Here is a 26,981-nt window from a genome sequence, read left to right on the forward strand (position 1 = left end):
TACAAGGACTATTCGTTCACAGATACCATTGTTGGGCGTAAAACACGATCCTTTAAGATATACCCTTTTTGGAGCTCGCGTAAGACAACACCCGTCTCTTTTTCACTATCTTGTTCTTGCATAACAGCTTGGTGAATAGTTGGATCAAATTGCTCACCTTCAGCTTTAATGACTTGTAGACCTTCTTTTTCTGTCGCTTCAATTAAAGAGCGGTACACCATTTCAATCCCTTTAATGATGGATGCAGTTTCTTCAGAAGTTGTCTCTACTTGTAGAGCACGCTCAAAATTATCAAGAACTGGCAATAAGTCAGATAGTAGGTTTTGCGCACGGTACTTCTCAGCAGCCTCACTGTCTAACTGATGACGACGACGCATATTATCGAAGTCAGCACGTAGACGTAGGTGACGATTTTCCTCGTCATCTAGCTTTGCTTGTAGCTCAGCCAGCTTCGCCTCATACTGTTCTTCAATAGATAATTCTACTGCTTCTTGAACTTCTGATTGTGTTACTTCCTCTGCTGTCGTTTCAGCTTGTACATCTTCTTGTACTAAATCTTTGTTTTCCGTTGTTTCCGTCACTTGAATCCTCCTCATTATCATTCACTACGATTTTTCATAAAGGCTTGTGTTAAATCCAAGCGCATTATGTCTAATAAAGCCACGACACGCTTATAATCCATACGTGTTGGGCCAATGATAGCAATGGCTCCCTGTTGGTCATCACCAATGGAATAGGTAGTGGTAATGACACTGCAATTTTCCATTTCTAATTGTTTATTTTCTGAGCCTATCCGAATATGAATACCTGATTCGTTCGGATGGAAAAGGGACTGCACTTGGCTAGTCGTCTCCATCAAGTCCAAAATCATGCGAACCTTATTTAAATCATGGAATTCTGGTTGGTTGAACATATTCGTTTTCCCACCATAGAAAATTTTACTTTCTGAATTATGCATTGTTGCTGTTACGAGCGCGCGAATAAAATCATCCGCTGATCTAATATGTTGCTGTAACACGGCTAGCACTTCAGCTTCAAGGCTTTTATGGAGATCTTCTAAGGATACACCAATCAGGCGATCATTTAAGATATTGACCATTTTCTCTAAATCAGAAGCGGTAAAATCTGGCGGTAAGTTGAACATGCGATTTTCAACATGCCCATTATTCGTTACGATAATTGCTACTGCTGTATCGCTAGAAAGAGGGACAATTGAAAATCGTTTGACACGATGCCTTTGAACATCAGGTCCTAAAAGTATGGAAGTATACGATGTCAGCTCCGATAGAATGTTGGCTGACTTTCGGATAATATGCTCTACTTCTACTAGTCGATCATTAAAAATTGATTGGATTTGTTGAATGTCCTTCGAATTAATGCCTTGAGGACTCAACAAATGATCTACATAAAATCTGTAACCCTTTTCTGAAGGCACTCGACCAGAGGAAGTATGTGTTTTCTCTAAGAAGCCTAATTCCTCTAAATCCGCCATTTCATTTCGAATAGTGGCTGGACTAAATGTAATCCCTTGTTTTTTGGAGATTTGGCGAGAACCTACCGGCTGTGCAGACACAATAAAGTCGTCTACAATGACTTGCAATATCTGTAACTGCCGATTTGTTAGCATGATTATCACCTCTGTTAGCACTCGACTAAGAGGAGTGCTAATACTATTATTAAGTTATCAAATCCCACATTTTATGTCAACGATATCGCTCAATCTTCTAGCAAAAATTGTTGAAAAACTTCATTGCCCACAAAACGTCCTTTTCTAGTTAGACGAACACCCACCTTATCTTGTTCTAAAAGATCTTTTGAAACTAAATCTTTTATAACAGTCTCATAATGAGCAGCCATTGGTGTTTTAAATTTTTCTTCATATATAGTGTGCATAACCCCCGCTGTTTTTCGCAGCCCTAAAAACATTTGTTCTTCTCTTTTTTCCGCTTGAGATACTTCATGTTCATGAACAATAGGTAGCTCATTTACAAAAACAGCATCCATATATTTTCTTAATGGACCATGATTGGAGTAACGTATGCCCTTTAAATAACCATGGGCACCCGCCCCAAACCCTGCATATTCATCATTATCCCAATAAATTTTGTTATGCTCTGAATGGAAGCCTGGTTTTGCAAAATTACTAATTTCGTATTGTTGAAGTCCATGTAAAGCCATTTGCTGCATCAACACATCATACATATCTGCTTCGAGATCTTCCGTTGGTAAATACAACTTGCCTTTTGTGTATTGATTATAAAAAATCGTTTTTGGCTCTACAATAAGAGAGTAGGCAGAGAAATGGGGCAAATCAAGGGCAAAAGCTTTGTCTAATGAGTCCTTCCATTGAGCCATCGTTTGCCCAGGTAAACCATACATTAAATCAATGCTAATGTTTTGAAAGCCAATTTTTCTAGCCAAAGCGATTGTTTCATAAACATGGTCATTACTATGAGTGCGTCCAATCTTCTGTAACAGCCCTTGGTCAAAAGATTGCACACCCATGCTTAGACGATTGACACCACCATCAAACAACACTCGCAATTTTGCCGCAGACAATTCATCCGGATTAGCCTCTGATGTAAATTCTGTCACACTCTCCATCGGAATATACGTATGAATATACGTTAGTAGTTTGTCCAATTGCTCCGGTGATAAAGCAGTTGGTGTCCCACCTCCAAGAAAAATCGTTTCGATATTACGAAAATTGTCCGGATATTTTTGTGTGGCAAGAGCCATCTCTTTACCAAGTGCTTCTATATATTCATCCACTGGTTGGTTTTTAAAGTAAAATTTATTGAAATCACAATAATTACAAATTTGATGACAGAAAGGAATATGAATGTAAACACCTCGTGCCATAGCAATCCCTTCTTTCTCGTTAAGTCTTTTCCATTTCTACATTATAACGAATCAATAGAAGGAACGCTATGAAACCATCTAGCGAGTTTTCCATACATATCTGCAAGGGTAGCTTCCTTGTCATTTAGTTCTAGAAAAAAACAAACTGCACTCCGATTGTTAGCCCGTTTCTAACAAATCGGAAGTGCAGTTTTTCATATATAACAAATGACTACAACTTTATTCTTTTTTTATTTTGATGCCGTCAGCAACTTTACTGCCATCCTTCTTGACAGGAATTAATGTATAATTTTTTTCTGTTAAATAAAGTGCATCTACGCGACTTCCCCACTTTGTCCCCTCTTTATTTAATGGATAGGGTGTAGCAAAGTTCCATGATTGTCCTGCCTTTGATTGGATTTTAAAATAAACTGCATCATTGACAATGCTTTGATCGGCATGAAAATAAATCGTTGTTGAGATGGGTGTGGAGACAACTTTATCAATCGTTATTTCCTGTTGATCGACATGATTGACTTTTTTATTAATCACAAAGATTTTTCGATCTTCTTGTAATTGTTCCTGAGAAGCCTCTACCTGAAATTCCCAAGGTTTATCAATCGGTGTTTCTACATTCCAATCTTTATAACGAATAGCTAATGCTAAATCTTCGTCTGACGGAAAATCATCCATTTTGATACTATTGTATATGGTATATACATTTTTAGACTGGACAATGGATTGACCTCCATTACGAACCATATAATCTTTCCCATTGACGAGTATTTGAGGGAAGAAAAATATTTGGTGTTTTGGTGTAAATGCTTTCACAGGCTCAAAGGTAGCATTCAGTAAAATTTGATTGTCATCAATAATCACTTCATTTAACGTTAAACGCCCTAAGCTATTGCTTGCTGTCTTCCCCACCTCTGTTTTATAGGCTTCGAAATCCACATCTCGATTCCACCACAAATACAGCAATGATCCACTAACGACCATCAATAAAAAGATAACAACTATTCCTCGTTTTTTTCTGCGTCCTCGATTTTCCTTATCCAAATCCACTACTCGCAGTATATCATTGGACAACCGTACACCTCATTTTTATAAATATCGTTATAATTCATTGTAGTTTGTAACAAAGCATTATATAACCTTGTTTAAAAGCAAGACAGGACGAATCCATTATGTATAAAAGGAATTTTTACATTCCTTTATGCTGATGACGAACTTTGTTGGCCATTTGCATTAAATAGTCCACAAAGAGATCATCTCTTACTAACCACACCTCATAATTTCGCTTTAAAAACCACTCCGCTTCATGAAAGCTAGCAAAGTTTTGCGCTAATGGCGTGTTATTCTTTTCAATCCCCCAGTCAATATCGTCGCTTGAAAAAAGAATAAACACATCCTCTTGCTGATTTTTATAAAATGTTCCAAATGAAGAAGCCTTTAAATTATAACGATTCCTTTTGGCATCCTCTGGAATAGGCTCTATGTGGAAGGTTGCCAATACAAACTGTTTGTAGGCTTCCATCGTTAAAGAGCAGCCCGCAGCCTTTTGATGTCCGCCTCCACCATAAACAGCGGCAATAGCTGACACATCTATATGGTCATGAACCGTTCGAAAGGATATTCTTTTACTGCCCATATTGATCATCGCAATATAATCAAGATGCATGTTTTCCTTACCTAATTCATTACCAAGCTCAGAATGATAGGATTCTGCATAAACAACGCCAGCATAAAAGTCGCCCAAATTGGTTTGCACAAGTTCTCGTTTCTTCCGCCGAATATAACGCTCTATTTTTTCTTCTTCCATGCTTAAAATTTTCTTTTCAAATTCATCAAAATCAAAGCGATCACTTGTTTTTAAACGATCCAGCATTTTCTCTTCAAATTCTTCAATGGATACTAGAAAAAACAGTGCATTTAATCGTTGCGCTTGAAAATTGCCGTTCTTTTCCCATTCCCATGTATCATATTGTCTTACTAACTCTACGAATTCTGAAATGGCGGCTGTTTTTTCTAATAAACCATGGGTCACCAAGTACTGATACAATAAAGAAGTAGCGGACGTTAAATAGCCATGCTCATCTTCAATTAAAACCTTTCCCCATTCATACTGATTGAAATGCAGCGCTGTTTTATGATGATCCAGCAATTGTACATTCCCAGTTGCCTGATAATAGTCCTGAATCCTTTTTTCATTTTCTTCGTTTGGAGAAAGATCTGTAATAAACAAAAATGTTTTCTGTTGATCATTCTCCAAAAAGAATTCTATTTCACGGTCAAGTGCCGTAATAGAATTGTAGCGTATCCTTACCTTATCGTTAAAAGCAAGCTTTGCTAAAATCCCACACCCTACTCCATCTAAATCATTATGTGATAATAATTTATACATCTCTTCACCTCCCATGTAGTATGGTTATTTTTTTGTGATTCAAACAGAAAGTGGTAGCTAAAAATTGCAGTACGGACAAAGCGTCATTGAAATTGGATTCAAGTTAACATACATTTAAAACATGATATCGATCTGGACAAAGAGAGGAGTCTGTTCATGAAACGGAAACTAATTACTATTGGCATAGTTCTTCTACTAATGTGTGCTTTCGCATTTTCAGCTTATAAACTAATGAACGCTCGTAACTATCAATTGTTTGGCAATATTACTTCTCATGTTGACACACAGGAAAAGGTGGCTGCCCTGACATTCGATGATGGACCAACTGACAAGACAGACGCTATTTTAGCGTTACTAGAAGACTACCAAGTAAAAGCAACGTTTTTTCTAATTGGACAGGATATTGAGAAGCATCCAGAAGAAGCAAAGAAAATTGCAGTAGCAGGCCATCAAATTGGCAACCATACGTATTCGCATAAGCGTATGGTATTGAAAAGCCCTTCCTTTATTAAAAATGAAATAGAAAAAACAGATGCACTCATTGCTAGCATTGGCTATCAACAAACACCTTTCGTCAGACCACCCTATGGTAAAAAACTAATCGGCTTTCCCCATTATTTACATAAACATCAACGTGAGACCATTACATGGAACTTAGAGCCCGATACGTTCTTTACAAAGGCAGAGGAAAAAATAAATTATGTGAAAGAAAATATTCAACCAGGTTCTATTATTTTAATGCACCCTATGTACGACCATACAGACAATGAATTACAGGCAATAGAAGGCATTCTTCAAACGCTTATTGATGAAGGCTATACATTTGTTACGATAGAAGAACTTTTACAATATCAAAAATAATCACCCCTGTTGCCAAGAATCTGCATCACCTTTCATGCAGATTTTTTTAGTTAGAAAGGATTAGATTCCCTCTCTTTTTCTATGACCTAAACATTATCTAATTTATAATTTCTAATCTTCCTCTCAATCTCCATATCCAATAGCATGTTCAGCTTATAAACCCCATGGCATAAAGGAAAACAACTTATTTAGAATCTATAAATTGAAGTTGGATTTTTCAGAAATGTTAATAAATATTTTTTCAGTAAAATATAATCACCATCTCTGCTAAAATATGCTATTATACCTTTAGTATAATGTCCTATTTTTATTATATTAAAAATAGAGGAAATATGAACTATAAAAGGATGATGATTATGCAAAATATCCAACAATTATTCCAGAGCGAAGATGGAAATATCCAACAAAGAGAGAATTTTTTATCCCTATTAGAGAAAATTGTTTCCTCATTAGATGAATTAAAAAATCCACATAAGACAACACTTGGTCCAATGAAAGAGCGTTCTGCTAATTTCTATCAAGAGCTGATGCAAGAACATCAAGTGCCAACTACAGGGGTTGGGCTCGATCAAGTTGTAAAAGAAATGACACAATTAATGCAAGGACATCCTTATCATACACGTAACTTTGTAACCAATGTTTTACCAATGGCAAGCATCCCAGGTGTATTAGGTCAATTTACAAATGCCCTACTAAATGGCAACAATTTATGGGATGTTTATGGTCCTGCTGCCGCTGAGTGTGAGGTCAAAGTAGTGGCTATGATGTCTAAATTAGTTGGCTATGATTATACGAAGAGCTTTGGTTATACAACATGGGGTGGACAAGGTGCCGTTTTCAGTGGACTTCGCCTTGCCATCGCCAAACAATTTCCACATGCCAAAGAAGATGGTGTTCCGAATAACTTATATTGCTTTGCTTCAGAAAACGCACATTATAGCCTTTTAAAATCTGTTGAGGCCGTGGGCATTGGCAGTAAACATTTAGTACGTGTAAAAGCTGGCAAAGACCACTCAATGGATGTGGAAGACCTACGTATTCGTATGACAGAAGTAATCGAAAATGGCGGTATCCCTGTCTATGTAGTGGCTACTACAGGAGCGACTGATCAATTTGGTATTGATGATATACAAGCTATTAAAGAGGTTACTACAACGCTTGAGAAGAAGTACAATTTACAGCCAGTACATATTCATGCTGATTCGGCTTTAGGTGGTTTTTATGCCTTCTTCAATGATTATGATTTCGAAAAAAACCCTCTACAATTTGAAGGCGATGTCGTACAAGGCTTACGACATATCCATGACCGCATGCAACATCTAGCTATGGCAGATAGCCTTTGCTTTGACTTCCAAAAGCTTGGACAAACACCTTATTTAACTAGCTTATTCTTAATTAAAGAAGGTAACAGTTTACAGCTATTAGATATTGAGGACTTCGATACACCTTATGTGGGCAATCGTGGTTACGGTTCATACCATACTGGTTATACATTAGAGTGCTCTCGTATGGGTAGCTCCATTGCTATTTTTGCTGCTCTCCAAGCATTCGGTAAGGAAGGTTATCAGCAACTATTAGCCAACTATGTACGTGTGAATTTAGCGTTCCGCACACAATTAGCTGTGAAAACACCAATGCTACAGGTCGTTAATGACACAAATATTGGTCCAGTTACAGCCTTTCGCTTGTATCCTGATGGCTTCAATTGGCAGGCTGAACAAGCTGGTCATTATACACAGGATCAAATCGAACACATTAATGGCATCAATGCATCATTCTTTGAAATTATAGGTGAAGGTCGTGATGATGTATTCTTCGGTGATACAACACGGGTTTGTACGGTTAGCACGAGTGATACAACACAGCATGTTCCCGTTGCAGCGGCAAAATTCTTCTCTATTTCACCATACACAGAGACAGATCATATCCCAAACATGATTCATTTCTTACAGCAAAAGCTAACAGTATTGGAGGCGTCTCACATTGCGTATCGTCACTAAATTTAAAAGTTCTTTACTCTATAAATATATAGCCAGTTTCACCATTCCAATAGCCATTATTTCATTGCTATTTAGTGTTGTTTTATTCGCGGTTTCTTACCGTATTATCGACAATTTTGTCATTAAACAATTCGAAACTACTTTAGAGATCACATCGAATACGATTTTTGAAGATCTTGAGAAAAATGATGTAAAAGCGGCGGATAACGGTAGCTCTGACAATTATAAAAAACTATTAGATCAATTAAACGCTACGGTTAAAAAGTTTGATATAGAAAACGCCTATGTGCTTTCAAAAGCCAATGGTAAGGAGCATATCGTGGCATTAAGTAATACTGACAATCATCAGCAAGACTATGAATTTAGTGATGAAATGCGAAAAGCCGTCGACACACAAACCATTCAAACAAGTGATATATACAAAGATGAATATGGTATCCATAAATCTATTTTCATCCCATTTAAAGATACTGATATTATTTTTGGTTTAGATATGGATGCTTCCTTCATTTCTAAGCTACAAACAGAAACACTTTGGATTTGTATTATTCTAACCGTTGTTTTTGTGATTTTTGGTATTATCGTTGCTTACTTTATTAGTGTAGGTATTACGAAACCAATTAAAAAAATGACTCGCTATGTCGGTCAGGTTGCACAGGGAGATTTAGCCGTCGAGCCTCTCCAAATAAAAGGTTCCAATGAAATTGCCCAGCTATCATCAGGCATTGAAAATATGACGGAAGATTTACGTACATTAATTCAGCAAATAGCTCAAAATGCTGAACAAGTGGCGGCCATGTCAGAGGAATTAACTGCAAGCTCCGAGCAAACAAGTGCTTCCATACAGCAAATTACATCTTCTATGCAAGAGGTTGCAGTGGGCTCAGAAAAACAAACCTCTTCGATTGAAGAAGTGGAAAGCCATATTACAACCATCTCTAGCAAAATGACAGAGGTTGTCACAAGCGTAACTGGTGTGACAGAAAAGGCATTCCAGGCATCTGCGATCTCAGAAAAAGGCAATACAACGATTCAAGATGCTACAGAAAAAATGGCCGTAACATCCCAAGCCATTCAAGAATCAGCAACTGTCGTTGAACGTTTAAGCACATACACGAATGAAATCGGGGATATTGTAGCATTGATTACCCAAATAACGGATCAAACCAACTTACTTGCGTTAAATGCTTCCATTGAAGCAGCGCGTGCAGGTGAGCATGGCAAAGGCTTTGCAGTAGTAGCTGAGGAAGTACGTAAGCTGGCCGATCAATCTTTAGATGCTACAAACAGTATTCGAACACGTATCGAAACCATTAAGGAAGAATCGGCTCAAGCCGTAAAATCGATGGCTATTAGCAGCAGTAATCTTGCGGAAAGCTCCACAACATTTAATGCATCAGGAGAAGCATTTGCTGACATCTATAGCCACGTCACATCACTTACGCAGGAAATGGACCATGTCAATAACATAATGTCCAATATCAATGAAGGCGTGAGCAGCATCGCGATCTCTGTTGAACAAGTGGGCGTAGTAGCTGTGCAAGCCTCAGGCAATATTCAAAACGTTGCTGCTGCTTCTGAGGAGCAATCTGCAAGTATCGAGGAAATCACAGCTTCTTCGAATAACTTAGCAGAAATGGCTCAACAGCTTCGCAATATCACTCAAAAATTTAAGTTATAAAATTAAGAATCCGCTATGCTCCTTTTCGGCATAGCGGATTTTTCTCTGCATAAAAAATCTCCTACCAAAATGGTAGAAGATTAGGCAATAATATTTTTCACAACTTTTGAGATAACTGCACCTTCCGCTTGGCCTGTAAGCAATGGCTTCGCAATTTTCATGGCTTCTCCCATGTTCATTCCTTTACCAACACCTGCCGCTACTAATTTCTCAGCAATCGCTTCTTCGGATAATTGCTTCGGTAAGAAAGATTTCAAAAGTGTCAATTTGGCTTCCTCTTTTTCAATCAAATCTACTCGTCCAGCCGTCTGTGCGCCTTCTAACGCTTGATTCGTTTGTTTGACCTCTCGATGAATAATGGCTATCTCTTCTTCAGCGATTAATGCTGCTCCCTTTTCTTTTTCAGCAGAATCTAAAGCTGATTTCAAAAGAGATAATACACCCTTTGCTAAAGTATCTTTCTCTCTCATTGCCGTTTTTAATTGTTCAAATACTTCTGTTTTTAACAATGATCTCACTCCTTCAAGCCATCTATATTAGAAAACATTATACCATAAAATACCTCAGAACATGACAGTCAGTGCCTCAGTCAAGCAAATAAGCATCTGCTAATTTTACTTGATAATGCAACATCCCTTTTAACTCACCTCGATAAGAAAAGACCCCTTGCTGAATTAATTGACGCAGGCGATATTCAATCCATTCCGCTTCTCTATACTGTTCCATATGCCCTAGCACTTCCCCAATGAGTCTAGCCGCCATTAGATATGGAGCTTCTTCTTGGTCTTCATGTAATCGTTTAGCACAGGCAATGATCCAGTCATCATCTACATTTTCATTGTGATGACTCCAAAGTTCATTGTATTCCCAGGTATGTATACAGTAGTCATCCATTAACATCTTTAATCCTTCTTTAGATAAAGCCTGCTGTACTGATTTTTTTAATGGGCGTCCCTGGTATTGCTCATAAATATGAAGTACATTCTCTACACTGACCTCTCCAGAGGATCTTGGATAATTGTCCTCTGCTAACTGGGGGAATATATGCAACTCATGGAATAACTGAAAAGTATCTAATACATAGATATCATTTGGTTTCTTTTCTAGCATCGCTAAGACAAGTCGAAGCCCTATTTGTTCATGGGCATTTTGACAAGTCCATATGATTATATCTTGATGTGGCGGAATAGATTTTATTTTCTCTACGGCTTCCTTCACCTCGCGCTCAAAAATGGCCAATCCATCGTCTTCTATAAAATAGCGCTCTTGTAGCCATTGAAAACGAGCTTCAATCCCTTCACATAGATGTAAATCTTTCAAAGGACCAACAGAAAAATTACCAGGCATAACGATGATTTCTTCCGTTTTCACGTAGTTACTATTGCGAAATGCAGCCTTCAAACTCCCTCCAGGTGAATGACCAAACACAATATGAACCGTTTCGATCGTTGAAACATCCTGCTCCTCATTTTGCTGCAATAAAAACTGTACCATATCGTCCTTCGACTGTTCATTCATTAAAGTCAAAAAGAGCATAGACTTCGCATCAGCCTCACTCATTCGCTTTATCGCCTTTTTTAATTTGTTGACATGTTCCATTATCTAAACTCCTTTGCACAATGGCCTGTATCTTAAATTCCCTTTCCATAAAAACAGTTACTTCCATCATACCGCAATTTCCGATTACCTTAAATTACTAATTTAGTTTTTTATGAAGATGAAAGATAAAGAATTGCTCTATTTATGTAAAGGTTCTATTCTTTTAAGCGAGGGAGACTTCTTTAGGTAGATTATTTACTTGTTGGAGCGAGGTCATCCTCTTTATGAGCGGATTAACGACTTTCTCATTGTTGGAGCGCATTCCCCCTCAATAGAAAGAAAAAAACTACTACCATCAATAAGAGCTTACAATAAGTTCTTTAACACTGAAGGTAGTAGGGTTCTTAATCAAAATTCGTTAAAAAAATCTTTCCTTTATTAGTAGCTTCAACGGCAGCTATTGCCTGGTGTATGTTCACTAGTGGGAAATGGTCCTGTACCTGCATCATTTTTAACGAATCCGTATGTACCATATTGACGAGCTGTTGCATAGTTTGCTGCCATTTTTCGATTGGTGTTTGGCGTTGCCAGTGGCGCAAATGAAACATCATCGCTTGTACCTTTGCTTCCCTTACAATGTTTGTCCAATTTACCTGTATTCCCGATAAAAGACCGATGGCTAAAAATTTCCCACCAGGCTTCACACAGTATGCAAGTTGATTGCCCGCCTCCCCACCAATCGAATCAATCGCTGCATCAGCACCTCTGCCATTTGTTAAAGCCATTATCGTTTCATGAAGTGGCATCTTAGAAGTATCTATGACAAAGCGGGCCCCAAGCCGCTGTAATTCGTCTGTATGCTGATGACTTCGTGTGACAGCAATAAGCTGAAAACCTAGTAATTTGGCAAATTGAGCATAGATATGTCCAATAGCAGAGCCACATGCATTCACTACTAGTACATCATTTGATTGTAATTTGAGAACTTCTGTACAGGTGACGAAGGCTGTTATCGGATTAATATACATTTGTGCTGCAGTAAAATGATCCATCGTAGAAGGAATAGCTACAGCAAAGTCCGCCTGAGTCTTCACCATTTCCTGCCACGTGCCCTCTCCTCGTAGTGGCAAGACTCGCTGACCAATGAGCTTTGAAGAGATAAGTGGTCCAACATCTTCAACGATTCCAACGCCCTCATAACCCGGAACAGTTGGTAAAGTGATTCGGTGGGCATATTTTCCCCAAATCGGTATTAAATCCGAAGGGTTGATGGGTCTTGCTAGCATACGCACAAGAATTTCTTGACCTTGTGGAGGTGTAATCGTTTTATTTTCAATCCTTAACACCTCATGTGGATTTCCAAATTCATATAGTTTAAGGCATTTTGCTTTCAACGATTCTTGCTCCTTTTTCTGATTAATTCTAGCTCTGTATAATCGTTCTGATACTCTCTCCACTTAGGTATGCCCATCTTATCTTTTTTGACTGATGGTCAATTGACCTTTTTCATCTACAAATAATTGTAACATATCGTTTATTTCGATACAGATTGGACTGATTACTGCTTTCTTATCAGAGAAATACCAAAGTCGTTCACTTGGTCCTAATAGAATATTGGCTCCATCTTCGTAGTTACCTAAAAAATGAAGAGCATCTGGTTGGATTTTCTGATCATTAATAGGTTTAATAGCATATTCATTTAATTTTCTAGCGGCTGCTAGAATGTCGTCGGTCGTTACATTGATTTCACCAATCTTTAGCACTTGCTCCATAGAAAAATAGGCTGTATCCTGTTCTGGATTTACTTCCTGCCTCGCAATAAATTCTAGTATATTGCCTTCAGGATCGTAAAAATAACAAGAGTAAGCTTTTAAAAAATCAAAATACACTTCATCCTGCCCCTCTGAAGTAAGCAAGCCAACACGTTCTTTGGCCCAAATTTTTGCCTGATAAAATAAATTTCTTGGAATATTTAATGCAATATGATATTGCTTTTGAATCGTAGTGGGCACTTTTTCAAAAGTCATCTTACTTTCACCAACTGCTATTGTAAAATAGTCACCTGTACTTTCTAATAAGGCAAAGCCTAGCTGGTCGCTATAAAATTTCTGCATCTTTTGTAAATCGTGAACAAATAGTTGAACCTTCGTAATTTTCATCTTCAAGCACCCCTTTGCTACTCCCCACTATACAAGCAAATATATGATATGGCGTCATGCAAAAGAATGAAGTTCCCTTCGGTCCATTTTAAGTAATTCGTTATCCCTATTATTTACAAAAATCATGTAATGGTTCATTCGATAAATTCAGCTAAGCTAATTTTCTTTTTTTGATAGTTTGCACGAATATGCTGGAGCTCGTCTTCTAACCTTAAAGCACCCGCTTCAACTCCTCTATAAATTAATAGTGGAGGCTGTTCTAACATCTCTCTTGCTCGCGAATAATCACAAGAGAATATTTTCTTAAGTAACAATAATGTCTTTAGCTTATTTTCCCCATCTCCTGTTATAGTCAGTTCATAGTAAGTAGTAGAGTTGTCTTCAGGCAACATCTCCTCTAAACCAGGCGGAATTAGCACACTCTCAAGAAACATGATTAGATTGTCATAGGCCATTGTGAAATCCCAACAGCCTGTCCCATGAAGAGCAGAAAAAATTGCCGTATCCCCTCTTGATAAATCCAAACAATATGGATCTCCTTCATCTGTTGCGATGACCAAATAATTGTGCGGCCAATCCAGAATCACCTCTTCTGTCACTGGATTATAATGATAGCCTTCCTGCCCACGCATTAAATCTCTTGCTCCATAGATCTGTAGATTTATATAATCACCCGTATTCCATGTAACTCTTTCAACGACATAACGCCTTAAAAAATAGACATATTCCGTTGGTAATGACCACTGACTGTCTACAAATTGGCTAATATCCTCCTCGATTTGATTGTGAAAAAACATAGGGTAAGCTGAATCCCTCTCTTGAATATCTTGGATAAAACTGCGCATTTGCTCTAATACTGCATCTAGTTTCTCCTGCAACTCTTTCAACTGCATTCCCTCCTTTCGTTACCTAGTGTCTTTCTTTATATTTTAACATATTCCATCATTAACCAATTAAGGTGAACATGTTATAATCATTAAAATAGACTGGTAGTATGCATAACGTGCTCAACAATAACGGATGGGGGCTATCTGTCATGTCACAATATGCGAACGAACAGACAGTACAATAAACCAAGGTGGCACAAGGAGAACAATGTCTGAAAAAATTAGCTCATCTGGTGAATATCCAACCCTCTATTTGCTATAGAGAGTTGCTTTGGCATACTGAAAAATATGATGCCTCCTATTATTGGCTACAAGCTTGCACTTGATCGATTAACCGCAGTAAAGGCAGATATAGATGTTGACGTGCAAAGAGCTCATACCTTATTAAGCCAAAAATCACCAAATACGAAGGAGCGTAAGAAAATTTGAAATTACTCATAAGACGTCCCGAACAATCGGACATACAAACATTACATCAATTCTTTTTCCACGTCATTCAAGATACTTATGCAAAAGAAGGGATTGCCGAGCTAGTGGACGATCAACAGCGTGAATGGGCAATGAAAAAGCAGTATGTCGCAATAGACTTAGAGAGCCAAGGCAAAAAAAGATTTTTCTGGGTAGCTATGGACGAAGCAACAAATGACATAATAGGAACGATCGAATATGGGGAAGCCAACGAGATCATTCAACAAACGATTAAAGGAGATCTTTCCCATTGTCCAGAAATCGGTACCGTATTTGTTCATCCGGACTATCAAAATCGTGGTATTGGCACCATGCTATTACAGAAAATGCTAACAACGTTGGAAAAACAAAAGGTGCATAGCTTTTGTTTAGATAGTGGATATAAACAGGCACAAGTCATCTGGCAGAAAAAATTTGGACAGCCTGACTATATACTTGAGCACTTTTGGGGAACGAATAGCCATCATATGATTTGGCAACGAGTACTACCATTGCGAGAAAAGAAGTAAAAGATGTCTTATCAAATCACACAAGAACGACATAAGAAGAACAAAGCTTATGTCAATAACATGCTTTATGAATACAATGTAAAACACTTTCCAAAAGATTTACAAGGTCGATATCAGGAAATTAATTTATTTCTAACTGATAGCAATGGTCACGTTTATGGTGGCATACTGGGTGAAATTTGCTGGAATTGGTTAGAAATACACACGCTAATGGTAGACAAAAAGCTTCGTGGGTTAGGGTATGAATCAAAGTTGTAGCAAACAATTGAACAAATTGCCTTCAACCATGAATGTGATTTCATTAAAGTTGACACGCTTAGCTTTCAAGCGTTAACATTTTATGAAAATCATCATTATGAAATTTACGGGACTCTCGACCATGTTGGCAGAGATTTTAAACATGATTATTTAAAAAAGACGCTACGATCTGATCTTTAAAGGGGAGATATTATGAAGGTCCATCAACAATTATTATGGATTAGTATTTTACTACCTGTATCTCTCTATTTTTCGTGACCTATCAACAGACAACTTTTGGAGGACCGATTCCATGGGTACGTTATATCGGAGAAGAAGAAGTCGCAGCCCTTTCCTATTTCAACCCCGCCGTCCTAGTCCAAAGCCATTATCATATGTTTCATTTTTTATGAATGTCTGTATAATCTATCTCACTTTAGCTTTAGGTAAAGATTTTCTGCAATCCGTTAAAGAATAAATCGTTTGTAGTGCCCATACTTATTATGTTTGGAGGGAAATGAAATGTTAAAATTCATTGATGATTTAGCTGGTGCGGTTTTCGATGTTTTTATGTTATTTTGTTATTTCTTTGCAGGCGTAATAATTGTAGGAGTCCCTATTTTTTTATTGGCTAAGTTCTTCCTATTGTTTCATTAAATTGCCTACAAAGAGTATTACAATAAAAGGGATCTCTATTTCAATAGCGATTCCTTTTATTGTTTATGGCGCTTCAGCTTTCTCAGCAGACAATAAAAATGGTCAGGATTTTTTTAAAATGTAGAAAATCTATTTATCTTTTACTAAAATTTTCTCAAAATGTACATGATAGCTACAAAATATAAAAATCGCCAAGAAGCAAACTACTTAGGTGCAGTTTAACTAGAGAAAAAAACAGGGAATGCTACAAAAAAATAGCATTCCCTGTTTTTGAATAGTTGTGTCTTACTTCGAATCATCCATCTTCAGCACAGCCATGAATGCCTCTTGAGGGACTTCGACGGAGCCTACTTGTTTCATACGTTTTTTACCTTCTTTTTGTTTATCAAGAAGTTTGCGCTTACGAGAAATATCCCCACCGTAACATTTCGCTAAAACGTTTTTACGGATGGCTTTAATTGTTGAACGTGCCACAATTTTTTGACCAACTGCTGCTTGAATTGGTACTTCAAATTGTTGGCGTGGAATTAATTCTTTTAATTTTTCTACGATGATTTTGCCTCGATCATAGGCAAAGTCACGGTGTACGATAAAGCTTAGTGCATCGACCTGCTCACCATTTAGTAAAATATCCATTTTCACTAATTTCGATGGCTGGTAACCGATAAGTTCATAGTCGAAGGATGCATAGCCCTTCGTATTTGATTTTAAATAGTCAAAGAAATCATAGACAATTTCGGATAAAGGCATTTCATAAATAATGCTTACACGGGATGTATCAATATAATCCATCGTCATGAAATTACCACGCTTCAATTGACAAAGCTCCATAACCGCTCCCACATAATCATTTGGCACCATAATGGTTGCCTTTACATAAGGTTCCTCAACACGCTCGATTTTTTGTGGGTCTGGCATAAAGGATGGGTTATCTACTTTAATATCAGTGCCATCTGTCATATGAACATTGTAAATTACAGAAGGTGCTGTTGTAATTAAATCAATATTAAATTCACGCTCAATACGCTCCTGAATAATTTCCATATGGAGTAATCCTAAGAAACCGCAGCGGAAACCAAAGCCAAGTGCTTGAGATGTCTCTGGCTCATATTGTAGAGCAGAGTCATTTAGCTCTAGTTTTTCTAACGCTTCACGTAAATCATTGTATTTCGCTGTATCAATTGGGTATAAACCACAATAAACCATTGGGTTCAAGCGACGATAACCTGCTAATGGCTCGGCTGCTGGACGATTTGCATAGGTTACAGTATCACCTACGCGTGTGTCACCTACGTTTTTAATAGATGCTGTTAAATAACCTACATCACCAACTGTTAATTCAGCCTGTGGCACAACCTTTGGTGTATGTACCCCAACTTCAATAACCTCGAATTCCGCACCTGTTGCCATCATACGGATTTTGTCGCCAGGCTTGACAGTCCCGTTGATTACACGAATTGAAATGATAACACCTTTATAGGCATCATACACAGAGTCAAAAATTAAAGCTTGTAGTGGAGCATCAGGATCACCCGTTGGTGCTGGTACCTTCTCCACGATTTGCTCTAAAATATCCTCAATACCAATACCTGCTTTCGCAGAAGCTAATACCGCTTCAGATGCATCCAGCCCGATGACATCCTCTACTTCTTGACGCACACGCTCAGGATCAGCTGCAGGTAAGTCAATTTTATTAATAACAGGTAAAATTTCTAAATCATTATCAAGTGCTAAGTAAACATTTGCTAGTGTTTGCGCTTCAATACCTTGTGCGGCGTCCACAACTAAAATGGCACCCTCACAAGCAGCTAAACTACGGGATACTTCATATGTGAAATCGACGTGTCCTGGTGTGTCGATTAAATGGAATGTATACACTTCGCCGTCTTTTGCTTCGTACTTTAATTGAACTGCATTTAATTTAATCGTTATCCCTCGCTCACGCTCTAAATCCATTGAGTCGAGGAGCTGTGCTTTCATTTCACGGGAAGTTAAAGATTTTGTTTGCTCTAAAATACGGTCAGCAAGCGTTGATTTCCCATGGTCAATATGTGCAATAATAGAGAAATTTCGTATATTCTCTTGTCGTTTTAAACGTGCATCTCGGTTCATCTTTTCCACTCCTAATTAAACTATAATGAATTATACTATGAACATAACGCAAAGTACAACAGCAACTAGACTAGAAAGCCTATAATATCAATACTTTCAGTGTTTAATGCTGTTTTTAGATTTTACAGTATTAAGTATATAAATGCAGAGAAATTAAGGGCGCATTTGTCCAAATTCAACTTTAGCCCATATATTTGCACAGAAAAAGTCAGTCAACAGACAAAGCTGTGTAGACTGACTTTTTTCATTAATTTTTCTTGTTTAAGGATTGTTGAATCAGGTTTGTTAAAACTTCTACCCCTTTTTTCTCTAAATGAACGCCATCTGGGGCGAAGTATTCTGGATGATTGAGTGCTGCAGCATGCCAGTCAATGAGTGTAATATGTTCATGCTCCTGGGCTTTTTGCTGTAATGCTTCATTCACTTTTGCCTCCCATGAACGGGGCACACGTGTATTCACTAAATAAATATCAGCATTTGAAAAAGCGGCAAGGAGTGTGTCCATTTGGTCATTTGTAAAATAACCATTTGTCCCCAATTGAAGAATGACTGCATGATTGGGTTGATTAAAACTTGCATAATTTGGTGCTAGTTTGACAGCTTGTGAAACTTGACGACCTATTTTTCCATCGATTGTAATAGTTGGGTAAATAGTATGTAAGCTCGGGCCAATATCAATCATAAGTGAATCACCAATCGCTACTATTCCACGATAAAACTCATCCCGTTCAGGCACTTTATTTACATCATTTTCTTCTTGCTTTGGTGTTTCTATCTGCTGAACATCCTCCACTTTCTCTTCCTTGGAAGGTTCGTTAGTTGGTAGCTCTGATTGCTGGTCATGCTCGTTTAAATTAGTTGTAGGTTCATCACCATTAATTTTGATGTTTGTTGGATATGAACTCGAAGTGCTTTGCTGACCTTCCCCTACTACTCCTGTCATTCCTGTGAAAAACATAAGAAGGAAAAGTGGAGCCATTACCGTTGAAATTTTTCGTGAGAATGAAAGACTCCCCCATTTATTTTTGTTAAAGACAAAGTATTTCCCATAATAGGCTCGGAATCCTTCTTTACGGATAGGCATTTCAATGAAGCGATAGGATAGCTCTGCTATCATAACAATAAGTATGATTTGAAGTGCAACCCGCCAATAAGATGGGTTGCCAATTTCATGAATAGGTGTACCTAGTACCATGACAGGATAATGCCATAGATATATGCCGTAGGATCGAGAGCCAATCCAACAAAGCGGCCTCCATGCTAGTAGTTTTCCTAAAATGCTGACGGGGTGACAGATACATGCAATCAAAACTGCTGCATTTAAGCAAAATAAGAACATGCCACCTCTATAAAGGAAGGGTTGATATTCATCTACATAAACAATACTAACTAGAAAAATCATAAGCGTAATGAAACTCAAACTATTTAGTTTCTTCACATGGTTTGTTGATAATTTTTGTGCAGATAGCCTTTTCATTGGCCAAACAAGAGCTAGCCAACAGCCAATTAATAGTTCAAAACAGCGTGTGTCCGTTCCATAATAGATACGGCTTGGATCTGCACCTGGCTCATAAAGAATCGCCATTACTAGAGCCGAACAAACCGCTCCGATAAAGACAACTTTAGCCAGTTTACTTTGTTTTTGAAAAATATAAAGGCCAATCATTAAGAGCAAGGGCCAAATCAGATAAAATTGTTCTTCAATAGCTAGCGACCATAAATTTTTTAAAGGTGACGGGGAGCCAAAACTATCAAAATAAGAAAGTTTATGAAAAATGAACCACCAATTACTTGAATAAAAAATAGAGGACAACGCATCTCCACGTAATGTATGAAGAAGTTCTTTATGAAAGAGCGTTGCCCAGACAAATGATATAACAATCATCACGTAGGCCGCTGGTAGTAACCGCCTAAATCGTCCAACCCAAAATTTCTTTAGACTGACTGTTAATTGATTGCCCTTTACAGGCAAAATGGTAGAGGTGATTAAATAGCCTGATAATACAAAAAAGATATCTACTCCTAAAAAGCCACCTCTAGCCCAATTGAAGTTAAAATGATAAGCAATAACTGCTAATACGGCTAATGCTCGAATCCCGTCTAGTCCAGGAATATAACGATGATTTAATGACTTGCCTGACATACTATTCCTTCCTTCAATAATCTATCAATTTCCTTTTGCATAATGGCCTTATAGCTACTATATCAAGATAAAACCTGTTATCCCTTAATAGCACCTGTGATTTGAACATCATCTCCTCTTTATACTTTTTCATTTGTGCACTTATATGTTTGACGTTTGAAATACGATAAAAGTTTTAGAGAAAAATGAAACGTGATCACTCTTTGTCTTTTTAAAATTCATATGTATGTTTGCTATTGTCTTAAAAGGCATTCCCAAAAATGGTAGATGCTTCAAAAGCACATTTTGCCTTACTTGCATATGCCTTCATTAACGTTTTATCATGAAAATCGAAAGCCAACTTGAAAATTATAAGACAAGAATGAAGCAATGGAAAGACAAATAATTAGATTTTGTTCTGGAAATTTTTATGCTAGAATAGCAAAAAAGTGAGCCTGTAACAGACTCACTTTTTTCATCCTTGTTCTATTGTTTTGAATCATTTACAAATGCTTTTGATATGGCCTTGCCAATTACAGCAATCGTACGATTAACCTCTTCCTCCGTATTGCCAATTCCACCAACCTCAACAATCATCATTTGCTTTGCCAAATCCTGATTATATCGCCCATCAACACCATCACCACTTTTGGAAATAACACCTTTTGATATTTTTGGAACGATGGCATTTAATGTGGAGGATAAACTTTCTGCATACGCTGTATTCCAGCGGTAATTTGCATGCTCTGCACCAACCACAATAGCAATTTTTGCATAGTTTTCCCCATTATATGAGATCGTTGTAAGATCATGTTTTAATGAGTCACGATGTAAATCTAGTATTAAATCATAATTATTTGTTTCTAAATGCTTACTTAAATAAGGTCTCATGACATTATAGGATTCATGATATCCCTTACCCTCAGCTTGTAATTTCTTCATAATATCTACATCGAGGATATTTGTCTTCAAGCCATTTACATTAAAATGATTCACAATCTTATCCTTTAGACTCATAATATTGACTGTTTCATGAGAAGTCGCTACCTTACCACTCACAGCTTTCACCATTGGTTCGTATGCTTCATGTGAATGAGTAAATAACACTAACACTTTAAATGGGTCCGGGTCTAGGGCTTGATCTGGTTCAGGCTCTTTCGTTTGTTCCAGTACACTTTGTTCAGCTAAATTGGTAGCGGCAAACACGACTTGCTTATCTTCTGATTGTTTAATCGGAGTCGATGCTTGCTTGTTGAACGGAAGTTGCCCAGCAATGACAGGTAATACGAAAAAGAACAATAATATACCAAATGACCATTGTAGTTTTTTTAGCAAAGTCACACCCTCCTCCCCATATCGTATGGAGAGGGGGTGTCATTTAGAACGAAAATAATTTTCTTGTTTTACGCATAAATCTGAGTGTTTTAGAAGGTCTATCAAGAACATTTTTTTAGCCTTTATTATAAATCACTTGCCCAGTTCATTAGCATGGAAGCCACTAGTTTTGCATAGCGATCAATCCAATAGTCTGCTTCCTTTGGTGTAACCATCAATTGTGTATGTGAGCCAGCGAAGGTTTCTTCAAACAGCTGCTGACGTTCCTCCTTCGTCCATGTCGCCCATTCTCCAAAAATAGGTTGTACTAACGTCATATCAAGCTCTTTATTGATATCGGGTTGCCAAGAGGACAATGAGAGCTTCGATGATGGTTTACTGCGCTCAGCTACACGAGCAGCTATCGAGCGAAGCATCGTTTCTACCGCATCAGCAATTAATACAGGTGCATCTACTACTGTTGGGATACCAATTGCCGTTACAGGAATCCCTAGCATCTCATAGGAAATTTCTTGCCGTTGATTGCCTACACCTGAGCCAGGATGGATGCCCGTATCTGTTAATTGAATTGTTTTACAAAGACGATTACTCGCCCTTGTAGCAAGCGCATCAACCACAATAATTAATTTTGGTTGTAGACGCTCAGCAATCGCAGCCACAAACTCCCCTGTTTCATAGCCCGTTTGCCCTGTAACACCTGGCGCATACATGACAAACTTTTCATCTATCACATCTAAGCTATGCAGATGATCAATTAAATAAGGACCTATGGCATCAGGTGTAATGGTACGATTGCCCAAACCAACAATTAAAATTTTATCATCTTCTTGCCAAGAAAGTGATTCATGCATGTTTTTAAAATTCACAAGTAATTCTTGCTCAAGCTGTGCAAAGCCATCTTGGTCTTCTAATGTCAGTGTTGGGACAGAAAGTGTAATATACTGCCCTTCTTTTTTGCCAATTTGCTTTTCACCCTCAGCATCTACAAGGACATCTGTAATTTTCACTCGACCAGCATTCCGATCTTCTATTTGAACGCCACTCGATTGTTCTAGCTTTTCTTTTTGTTCTTTGGTCTGATGGACAACTACCTCTTCAGATTCATCGATTAAATCTGTTCGTTGCCAATTAAAATTTTGCATACAGTTCACCTCAAGCTGTAGTTTGTTCAAACTGTCAAGTAAATATTCTTTGCATTTATCTATTGCAATTTGGTCAAGCGTTTGTTAAAATGATTTTTGTTGTATTAACACAAGAAATCAATGAGAAGATATCATCTCGTACCTAATTTAGGAGGTGAAATATATGCCAAACATTAAATCTGCGATTAAACGCGTAAAAGTTAACGAAAAAGCAAACATTGCTAATTCTCAAGCTAAATCTGCAATGCGTACTACAGTGAAAAAAGCTGAAAACGCTGTTGTTGCAAACGCTGAAAACAAACAAGAACTTTTACAAGCAGCTTTCAAATCATTAGATAAAGCAGCTTCAAAAGGACTTATCCACAAAAACGCGGCGGCTCGTAAAAAGTCTCGCCTTGCTAAAAAAGCGTAATTGTTTAAAGGATCAGATACTCTATTAGGAGTAGCTGATCTTTTTCATTTTGATAGATAACACAAAAGCTGCCCTTTATTGGACAGCTTTTTATGTTACAGTTGACGTAATAGAAATAATTCTAAATGTCTCTCTCGATTACCACCAGTCGATTTCAGCTGTAAATCAACCTCAGCTAGTTGATATAATGCTCTCAATAAACTTTCTTCTGATGGGCGATGATGCTGCTCAGTCATGAGTTTGACACGATACGGGTGAATTTTTAAATTTTTGGCGATTTGTTGTGGATGATATCCTTTCTTCAACAAATAAAAAACATTGGACATGGTACGAACATTGGATGCAAGCAAGCCAACTAACATAATAGGCTCTTGTTTTTGTCGTAATAAATCATGATAAATGGACAAAGCGCTGACCGAATCATTAGCCAAATAAGCATTGAGCATTTTAAATGCATCTTGCTCCAATGTTTTTGCTACTAGATCCTCCACTAACGAAGCTGTAATTTCTCCACCCTCACCTAAATAGAGGGTAAGCTTGTCAATTTCCATCTGCAATTGCAGCATGTTGGCGCCCACCATCGTTACAAGCAGCTCAATAGCCTCTTGTGTGATGCTGTTGCCCTGTGCCTTGACAACGCCTTGAATCCATACGGCTAAATCCTGCTCTTTTGGGGTTTCGGCTTGTACAAGTAATGCATGCTCTTTGAGCATTTTGGTCACTTTTTTACGTTCATCTAATTTTTCATAAGGGGCAATAAAAACCGTTACGGAGAAATCAGATGGATTCGATAACCACGTTTCCAAACGTTTTACATCATGATCGATTTTTTCTTTCCCTTTCTCAGTTGCTTTTAAAAACGAAGCGTTTTTAGCAATAATAAGCTTACGTTCTGAGAAAAAAGGAATCGTATCTGCTTCATCCATAACCACATCTACTGGCACCTCTTCTAAATCAAATGCGGTCATTTCCAGCTCTTCTTCTGACCCCATCGCTTCTTTTAAACGTTTAATGGTTTCATCTATAAAATAGCTTTCTTCACCAACAAGTAAATAAACCGGTGCCAGCTCACCTTTTTTTATTGTATTCCAAACCTTTGAAATCATAATTTTCCCTCCATCTAGCAATACTATTAGTATACATGATTTCATGGTCCTTTGTGACTTTGACCGAATTGTGTCTATTCCTTGCCAGACTGGGAATTCTCCTTTTCGATATAGCTTTTATGACCATGTTGTCTTATAATAAATAACAGAATTGGAGGGATAACAATGAATCCATTTGAAGGAAAGAACATACAATGTCGACGTAACGATGCCATCGATTCTGGTGTTGGCTTCGGTGTATCATTTGGCGTTTTCACAATTATGTTTATTATTGCAACTATAGTAGAATTCGTATCACAGTAATTGGACTTATGCAGGAAAAAGGCCTTGGTCATTGGACAAGGCCTTTTTCATTTACTGCAGCAGACCAACCATTAGCACGAATACGTATTTCAATGGTTCCATCCACCCCTGTTGTCAAAGTCGCTAAATTGCGACTGACAAAACGTTGTACTACTTCTTCATGTGGATGACCATAGCGATTATGGAGACCTGCACTGAAAACCGTTAATTCGGGCTGGAGCAGCTCAACAAAGGCTTCTGAACTAGATGTCTTACTGCCATGATGTCCCGCTTTCAGCAATGTTAGATTGGCTAATAGATGCCCATAACGCTTGATTAGCTGTTGTTCACCATATTGTTCCAAGTCACCTGTAAATAACGCTGTAAAGTCGTTCTGTTGCATGTACAATACGAGGGAATCATCGTTCCCTTCATAAAGGGTGTCATCAGGCGATAAATAATAAAAATTTGTCCCACCACTATGCCATGCTGTCCCCATCATCTTTTCTTTAACAGGTACATTGTGCTTATTTGCTTCTAGCAATAATTCTTGCATTAAAGGCTGCTGTAAAGAACTTGGTGTCACGTGTATTTCCTTCATCTTAATTTCTTGTAAAACCTCTTCGGCACCTTCTATATGATCTGCATCCGCATGGGTGGCGATAAAAATATCGATGGTGCGTATTCCTTTAGCTTTTAAAAATGGCACTACAACTTGCTTCCCTACCTCATAAGGACTATCTGCTTTTTTCCACTGCTCCTGTTCAAAGCGTAGTATCCCACCCGCATCAATGACATAGACAGCTTTTCTAAAAGGCAATTCAATAACGATACTATCTCCCTGTCCTACATTTAAAAATGTGATCTGTGTTTCGTTAGACAGCATGGGTGACAGATGAATCCAAATGGCGGGAATAACAAGTGCGACAATAGCCTTCCTGAACCTTCTCGTTTCTAAGTAATATAAGCTTGCTAAAACACTTAGCAGTGCTACACAGCTAAGCCAGATCATTGGCTTACCCGGTGACCATAATTGAAATGGTAGCTCCTGCATCTCCATAATCATATGGGTCAGTCCATTACGTAGCGGTTCGTAGCCAGCAAATAGCATATTGGCAAGCGGTAAGGAAATATAGGATAACATAAACACTACAATATTAAATGGTAATATAACAAAGGAAAACAATGGAACAAACAGAATATTGACAAAAAACGAGGACATAGATAATTCATAAAAATGATGAAGTAATAGAGGATAAACGAGCAGCTGGCAGACAAATGTGACGAAAAAAGAACGACTGAGCCAATTCTCCGTCTGTTTGAAAATGATACCTGAATAAACCAAACTAGCGGCAGCTAAATAGGACAGTTGAAAGCCAATTTGAAAAATGACACCTGGTTCAAGCATAACGAAGCCTATAAAGCTGATGGCTAGTGCATCATCTATTGAAAGAGTCCACTTCAAAAAGCGCAGTAACATCATTAGTTCAACTACAGAGACTGCACGCCAAACAGAAGGTGCACCTCCTGCAATGACCCCATAAACGGGTAAAAGGATCAGTAGTGCAGCCGTAGCCATTTCTTTGCGTATGCCTATTCGAAGTAAGCCTTCAAAGAATAACCAAGACACGAGTGCGACATGTAGGCCAGAAATCGCAAACAAATGGGTGATACCAAGCTTTTGATAGGCACGCTGCAGTTCACCCTCCATTTGATCTTGTGCCCCTATCAGAAGTGCTTGTGCCTCTGCTACAAGGGCTTTTGGAAAGGTTCTTTCTATATGTTTTTTCATACTGTGTCTTATTTCAGCCAAAAAGGTGAAGATGGAAGACTGCTTTTCGACATAACGCCAGCTAGCGATTTCCACAATGCCTGTTGCTCCCTTGCTTGTTAAATAGTCAGTCATTGAAAATGCATAAGCATGCGCAGATGGAGACGGTGCTACAAGCTCACCCCTGGCAAGATATGTTTTGCCTGCTAATGAAGTATTTTCATACAAACTTTTTTCTTGCTCTGATGAAAAGGTATATATCACATAAAGCTTTTGACGATTTGTAGTTGTAGCAAAACCACGGAGTTTTTGGCCGTTTATTTTATAATCGTTTGACCAGGTTATAGGGAAGGTTTTTGGTAAGGGGGAAGGTTCCGTCAGTTGATAGGTAGAAAGAAAAAAATAAGCGAATAAAGCACTTATCATTACAAACGTCACAAGAAAACATGACTCACC

23 protein-coding genes and 1 pseudogene are annotated in these 26,981 nt (G+C 37.9%); 8 read left to right on the forward strand and 16 right to left on the reverse strand.

Translation table 11 applies throughout. The features are described 5' to 3' along the window. Positions 1-8 precede the first annotated feature (8 nt). The 5 genes from grpE to MHI04_RS14985 form a co-directional block, all read right to left on the reverse strand. Entirely contained in the window at positions 9-581 is a 573-nt protein-coding gene (gene grpE, locus MHI04_RS14965) for a nucleotide exchange factor GrpE (protein WP_340811712.1), read from the reverse strand. A gap of 17 nt (positions 582-598) precedes the next feature. After that, entirely contained in the window at positions 599-1,627 is a 1,029-nt protein-coding gene (gene hrcA, locus MHI04_RS14970; RefSeq protein WP_058844752.1) for a heat-inducible transcriptional repressor HrcA, read from the reverse strand. 89 nt (positions 1,628-1,716) lie between these two features. Further along, the gene (hemW, locus tag MHI04_RS14975) at positions 1,717-2,862 is read right to left on the reverse strand and encodes a radical SAM family heme chaperone HemW (protein WP_342534976.1); all 1,146 of its coding nucleotides are present in this window, start codon (positions 2,860-2,862) and stop codon (positions 1,717-1,719) included. A gap of 219 nt (positions 2,863-3,081) precedes the next feature. After that, positions 3,082-3,930, reverse strand: a complete 849-nt coding sequence (locus MHI04_RS14980) for a DUF4179 domain-containing protein (protein WP_271910448.1) — start codon at positions 3,928-3,930, stop codon at positions 3,082-3,084. A gap of 115 nt (positions 3,931-4,045) precedes the next feature. Continuing rightward, positions 4,046-5,245, reverse strand: coding sequence for an oligoribonuclease (locus tag MHI04_RS14985; protein WP_271910450.1), 1,200 nt, complete (start codon positions 5,243-5,245; stop codon positions 4,046-4,048). Between the two features lie 156 nt (positions 5,246-5,401). On the opposite strand from MHI04_RS14985, the gene MHI04_RS14990 reads away from it, so the two are divergent. The 3 genes from MHI04_RS14990 to MHI04_RS15000 all read left to right on the forward strand — a co-directional run bounded on the left by MHI04_RS14990 (position 5,402) and on the right by MHI04_RS15000 (position 9,787). Continuing rightward, complete coding sequence (locus MHI04_RS14990) at positions 5,402-6,106, forward strand: polysaccharide deacetylase family protein (RefSeq protein ID WP_036121717.1); 705 nt, start codon at positions 5,402-5,404, stop codon at positions 6,104-6,106. 356 nt (positions 6,107-6,462) lie between these two features. Next, positions 6,463-8,106, forward strand: a complete 1,644-nt coding sequence (locus tag MHI04_RS14995) for a pyridoxal-dependent decarboxylase (protein WP_089933511.1) — start codon at positions 6,463-6,465, stop codon at positions 8,104-8,106. Then, on the forward strand, positions 8,090-9,787 hold the full coding sequence (locus MHI04_RS15000) for a methyl-accepting chemotaxis protein (RefSeq protein ID WP_036121723.1): 1,698 nt from the start codon (positions 8,090-8,092) through the stop codon (positions 9,785-9,787). Before MHI04_RS14995 ends, MHI04_RS15000 begins: the two co-directional genes overlap by 17 nt. Before the next feature lie 80 nt (positions 9,788-9,867). Here the strand turns inward: MHI04_RS15000 and MHI04_RS15005 are convergent, their stop codons facing one another. The 5 genes from MHI04_RS15005 to MHI04_RS15025 form a co-directional block, all read right to left on the reverse strand. Beyond that, positions 9,868-10,296 (reverse strand): GatB/YqeY domain-containing protein, encoded by a 429-nt coding sequence (locus MHI04_RS15005; RefSeq protein ID WP_089933508.1) that lies wholly within the window; start codon positions 10,294-10,296, stop codon positions 9,868-9,870. A 76-nt stretch (positions 10,297-10,372) separates the two neighbouring features. Then, a complete protein-coding gene (locus MHI04_RS15010; protein ID WP_089933505.1) occupies positions 10,373-11,386 on the reverse strand; it encodes a DUF1835 domain-containing protein in 1,014 nt (337 codons plus the stop codon). Positions 11,387-11,730: 344 nt separating this feature from the next. Beyond that, positions 11,731-12,720 carry a zinc-dependent alcohol dehydrogenase family protein gene (locus tag MHI04_RS15015; RefSeq protein WP_058844225.1) on the reverse strand — a complete coding sequence of 330 codons (990 nt, stop codon included), beginning with the start codon at positions 12,718-12,720 and terminating at the stop codon, positions 11,731-11,733. A 78-nt stretch (positions 12,721-12,798) separates the two neighbouring features. Further along, positions 12,799-13,485, reverse strand: coding sequence for a VOC family protein (locus tag MHI04_RS15020; protein WP_342534977.1), 687 nt, complete (start codon positions 13,483-13,485; stop codon positions 12,799-12,801). Positions 13,486-13,619: 134 nt separating this feature from the next. Beyond that, a complete protein-coding gene (locus MHI04_RS15025; RefSeq protein ID WP_036121739.1) occupies positions 13,620-14,372 on the reverse strand; it encodes an SMI1/KNR4 family protein in 753 nt (250 codons plus the stop codon). Positions 14,373-14,797: 425 nt separating this feature from the next. Here MHI04_RS15025 and MHI04_RS15030 point away from each other — a divergent pair, with 425 nt between their 5' ends. From MHI04_RS15030 to MHI04_RS15040, 3 genes and pseudogenes are all read left to right on the forward strand, one after another. Then, positions 14,798-15,349, forward strand: a complete 552-nt coding sequence (locus tag MHI04_RS15030) for a GNAT family N-acetyltransferase (protein ID WP_342534978.1) — start codon at positions 14,798-14,800, stop codon at positions 15,347-15,349. A gap of 3 nt (positions 15,350-15,352) precedes the next feature. Beyond that, positions 15,353-15,787, forward strand: a pseudogene (locus tag MHI04_RS15035) (GNAT family N-acetyltransferase). A gap of 321 nt (positions 15,788-16,108) precedes the next feature. Further along, a complete protein-coding gene (locus tag MHI04_RS15040; protein WP_004226973.1) occupies positions 16,109-16,243 on the forward strand; it encodes a hypothetical protein in 135 nt (44 codons plus the stop codon). Positions 16,244-16,528: 285 nt separating this feature from the next. Here the strand turns inward: MHI04_RS15040 and lepA are convergent, their stop codons facing one another. The 4 genes from lepA to gpr all read right to left on the reverse strand — a co-directional run bounded on the left by lepA (position 16,529) and on the right by gpr (position 22,954). Then, positions 16,529-18,355 carry a translation elongation factor 4 gene (gene lepA, locus MHI04_RS15045; protein WP_058844222.1) on the reverse strand — a complete coding sequence of 609 codons (1,827 nt, stop codon included), beginning with the start codon at positions 18,353-18,355 and terminating at the stop codon, positions 16,529-16,531. 247 nt (positions 18,356-18,602) lie between these two features. Further along, the gene (locus tag MHI04_RS15050) at positions 18,603-20,498 is read right to left on the reverse strand and encodes an acyltransferase family protein (RefSeq protein WP_342534979.1); all 1,896 of its coding nucleotides are present in this window, start codon (positions 20,496-20,498) and stop codon (positions 18,603-18,605) included. A 465-nt stretch (positions 20,499-20,963) separates the two neighbouring features. Beyond that, positions 20,964-21,818: a stage II sporulation protein P gene (spoIIP, locus tag MHI04_RS15055; RefSeq protein WP_249646113.1), complete on the reverse strand. Its 855-nt coding sequence runs from the start codon at positions 21,816-21,818 to the stop codon at positions 20,964-20,966. A 119-nt stretch (positions 21,819-21,937) separates the two neighbouring features. Further along, complete coding sequence (gene gpr, locus MHI04_RS15060) at positions 21,938-22,954, reverse strand: GPR endopeptidase (RefSeq protein WP_036121869.1); 1,017 nt, start codon at positions 22,952-22,954, stop codon at positions 21,938-21,940. A 163-nt stretch (positions 22,955-23,117) separates the two neighbouring features. On the opposite strand from gpr, the gene rpsT reads away from it, so the two are divergent. After that, positions 23,118-23,366: a 30S ribosomal protein S20 gene (gene rpsT / locus MHI04_RS15065; RefSeq protein ID WP_036121871.1), complete on the forward strand. Its 249-nt coding sequence runs from the start codon at positions 23,118-23,120 to the stop codon at positions 23,364-23,366. A gap of 95 nt (positions 23,367-23,461) precedes the next feature. Here the strand turns inward: rpsT and holA are convergent, their stop codons facing one another. Then, a complete protein-coding gene (holA, locus tag MHI04_RS15070; protein ID WP_058844220.1) occupies positions 23,462-24,472 on the reverse strand; it encodes a DNA polymerase III subunit delta in 1,011 nt (336 codons plus the stop codon). Between the two features lie 165 nt (positions 24,473-24,637). Here holA and MHI04_RS15075 point away from each other — a divergent pair, with 165 nt between their 5' ends. After that, a complete protein-coding gene (locus MHI04_RS15075; RefSeq protein WP_036121877.1) occupies positions 24,638-24,775 on the forward strand; it encodes a YqzM family protein in 138 nt (45 codons plus the stop codon). A 28-nt stretch (positions 24,776-24,803) separates the two neighbouring features. Here the strand turns inward: MHI04_RS15075 and MHI04_RS15080 are convergent, their stop codons facing one another. Beyond that, positions 24,804-26,951, reverse strand: coding sequence for a DNA internalization-related competence protein ComEC/Rec2 (locus MHI04_RS15080; RefSeq protein ID WP_342535777.1), 2,148 nt, complete (start codon positions 26,949-26,951; stop codon positions 24,804-24,806). Positions 26,952-26,981 lie beyond the last annotated feature (30 nt).

The organism is Lysinibacillus sp. FSL K6-1151 (genome assembly GCF_038630755.1).
In the GTDB taxonomy this organism is placed as follows: Bacteria; Bacillota; Bacilli; order Bacillales_A; family Planococcaceae; genus Lysinibacillus; species Lysinibacillus fusiformis_D.

Bases quoted from the DNA above. Each gene is read 5' to 3' on its own strand.
- hrcA (WP_058844752.1), bottom strand. From the start codon at position 1,627: ATGCTAACAAATCGGCAGTTACAGATATTGCAAGTCATTGTAGACGAC.
- MHI04_RS15010 (WP_089933505.1), bottom strand. From the start codon at position 11,386: ATGGAACATGTCAACAAATTAAAAAAGGCGATAAAGCGAATGAGTGAG.
- rpsT (WP_036121871.1), top strand. From the start codon at position 23,118: ATGCCAAACATTAAATCTGCGATTAAACGCGTAAAAGTTAACGAAAAA.
- MHI04_RS14985 (WP_271910450.1), bottom strand. From the start codon at position 5,245: ATGTATAAATTATTATCACATAATGATTTAGATGGAGTAGGGTGTGGG.
- MHI04_RS15020 (WP_342534977.1), bottom strand. From the start codon at position 13,485: ATGAAAATTACGAAGGTTCAACTATTTGTTCACGATTTACAAAAGATG.
- hemW (WP_342534976.1), bottom strand. From the start codon at position 2,862: ATGGCACGAGGTGTTTACATTCATATTCCTTTCTGTCATCAAATTTGT.
- MHI04_RS15075 (WP_036121877.1), top strand. From the start codon at position 24,638: ATGAATCCATTTGAAGGAAAGAACATACAATGTCGACGTAACGATGCC.
- MHI04_RS14995 (WP_089933511.1), top strand. From the start codon at position 6,463: ATGCAAAATATCCAACAATTATTCCAGAGCGAAGATGGAAATATCCAA.
- gpr (WP_036121869.1), bottom strand. From the start codon at position 22,954: ATGCAAAATTTTAATTGGCAACGAACAGATTTAATCGATGAATCTGAA.
- holA (WP_058844220.1), bottom strand. From the start codon at position 24,472: ATGATTTCAAAGGTTTGGAATACAATAAAAAAAGGTGAGCTGGCACCG.
- MHI04_RS15050 (WP_342534979.1), bottom strand. From the start codon at position 20,498: ATGTCAGGCAAGTCATTAAATCATCGTTATATTCCTGGACTAGACGGG.
- MHI04_RS15040 (WP_004226973.1), top strand. From the start codon at position 16,109: ATGTTAAAATTCATTGATGATTTAGCTGGTGCGGTTTTCGATGTTTTT.
- MHI04_RS15080 (WP_342535777.1), bottom strand. From the start codon at position 26,951: ATGATAAGTGCTTTATTCGCTTATTTTTTTCTTTCTACCTATCAACTG.
- MHI04_RS14990 (WP_036121717.1), top strand. From the start codon at position 5,402: ATGAAACGGAAACTAATTACTATTGGCATAGTTCTTCTACTAATGTGT.
- lepA (WP_058844222.1), bottom strand. From the start codon at position 18,355: ATGAACCGAGATGCACGTTTAAAACGACAAGAGAATATACGAAATTTC.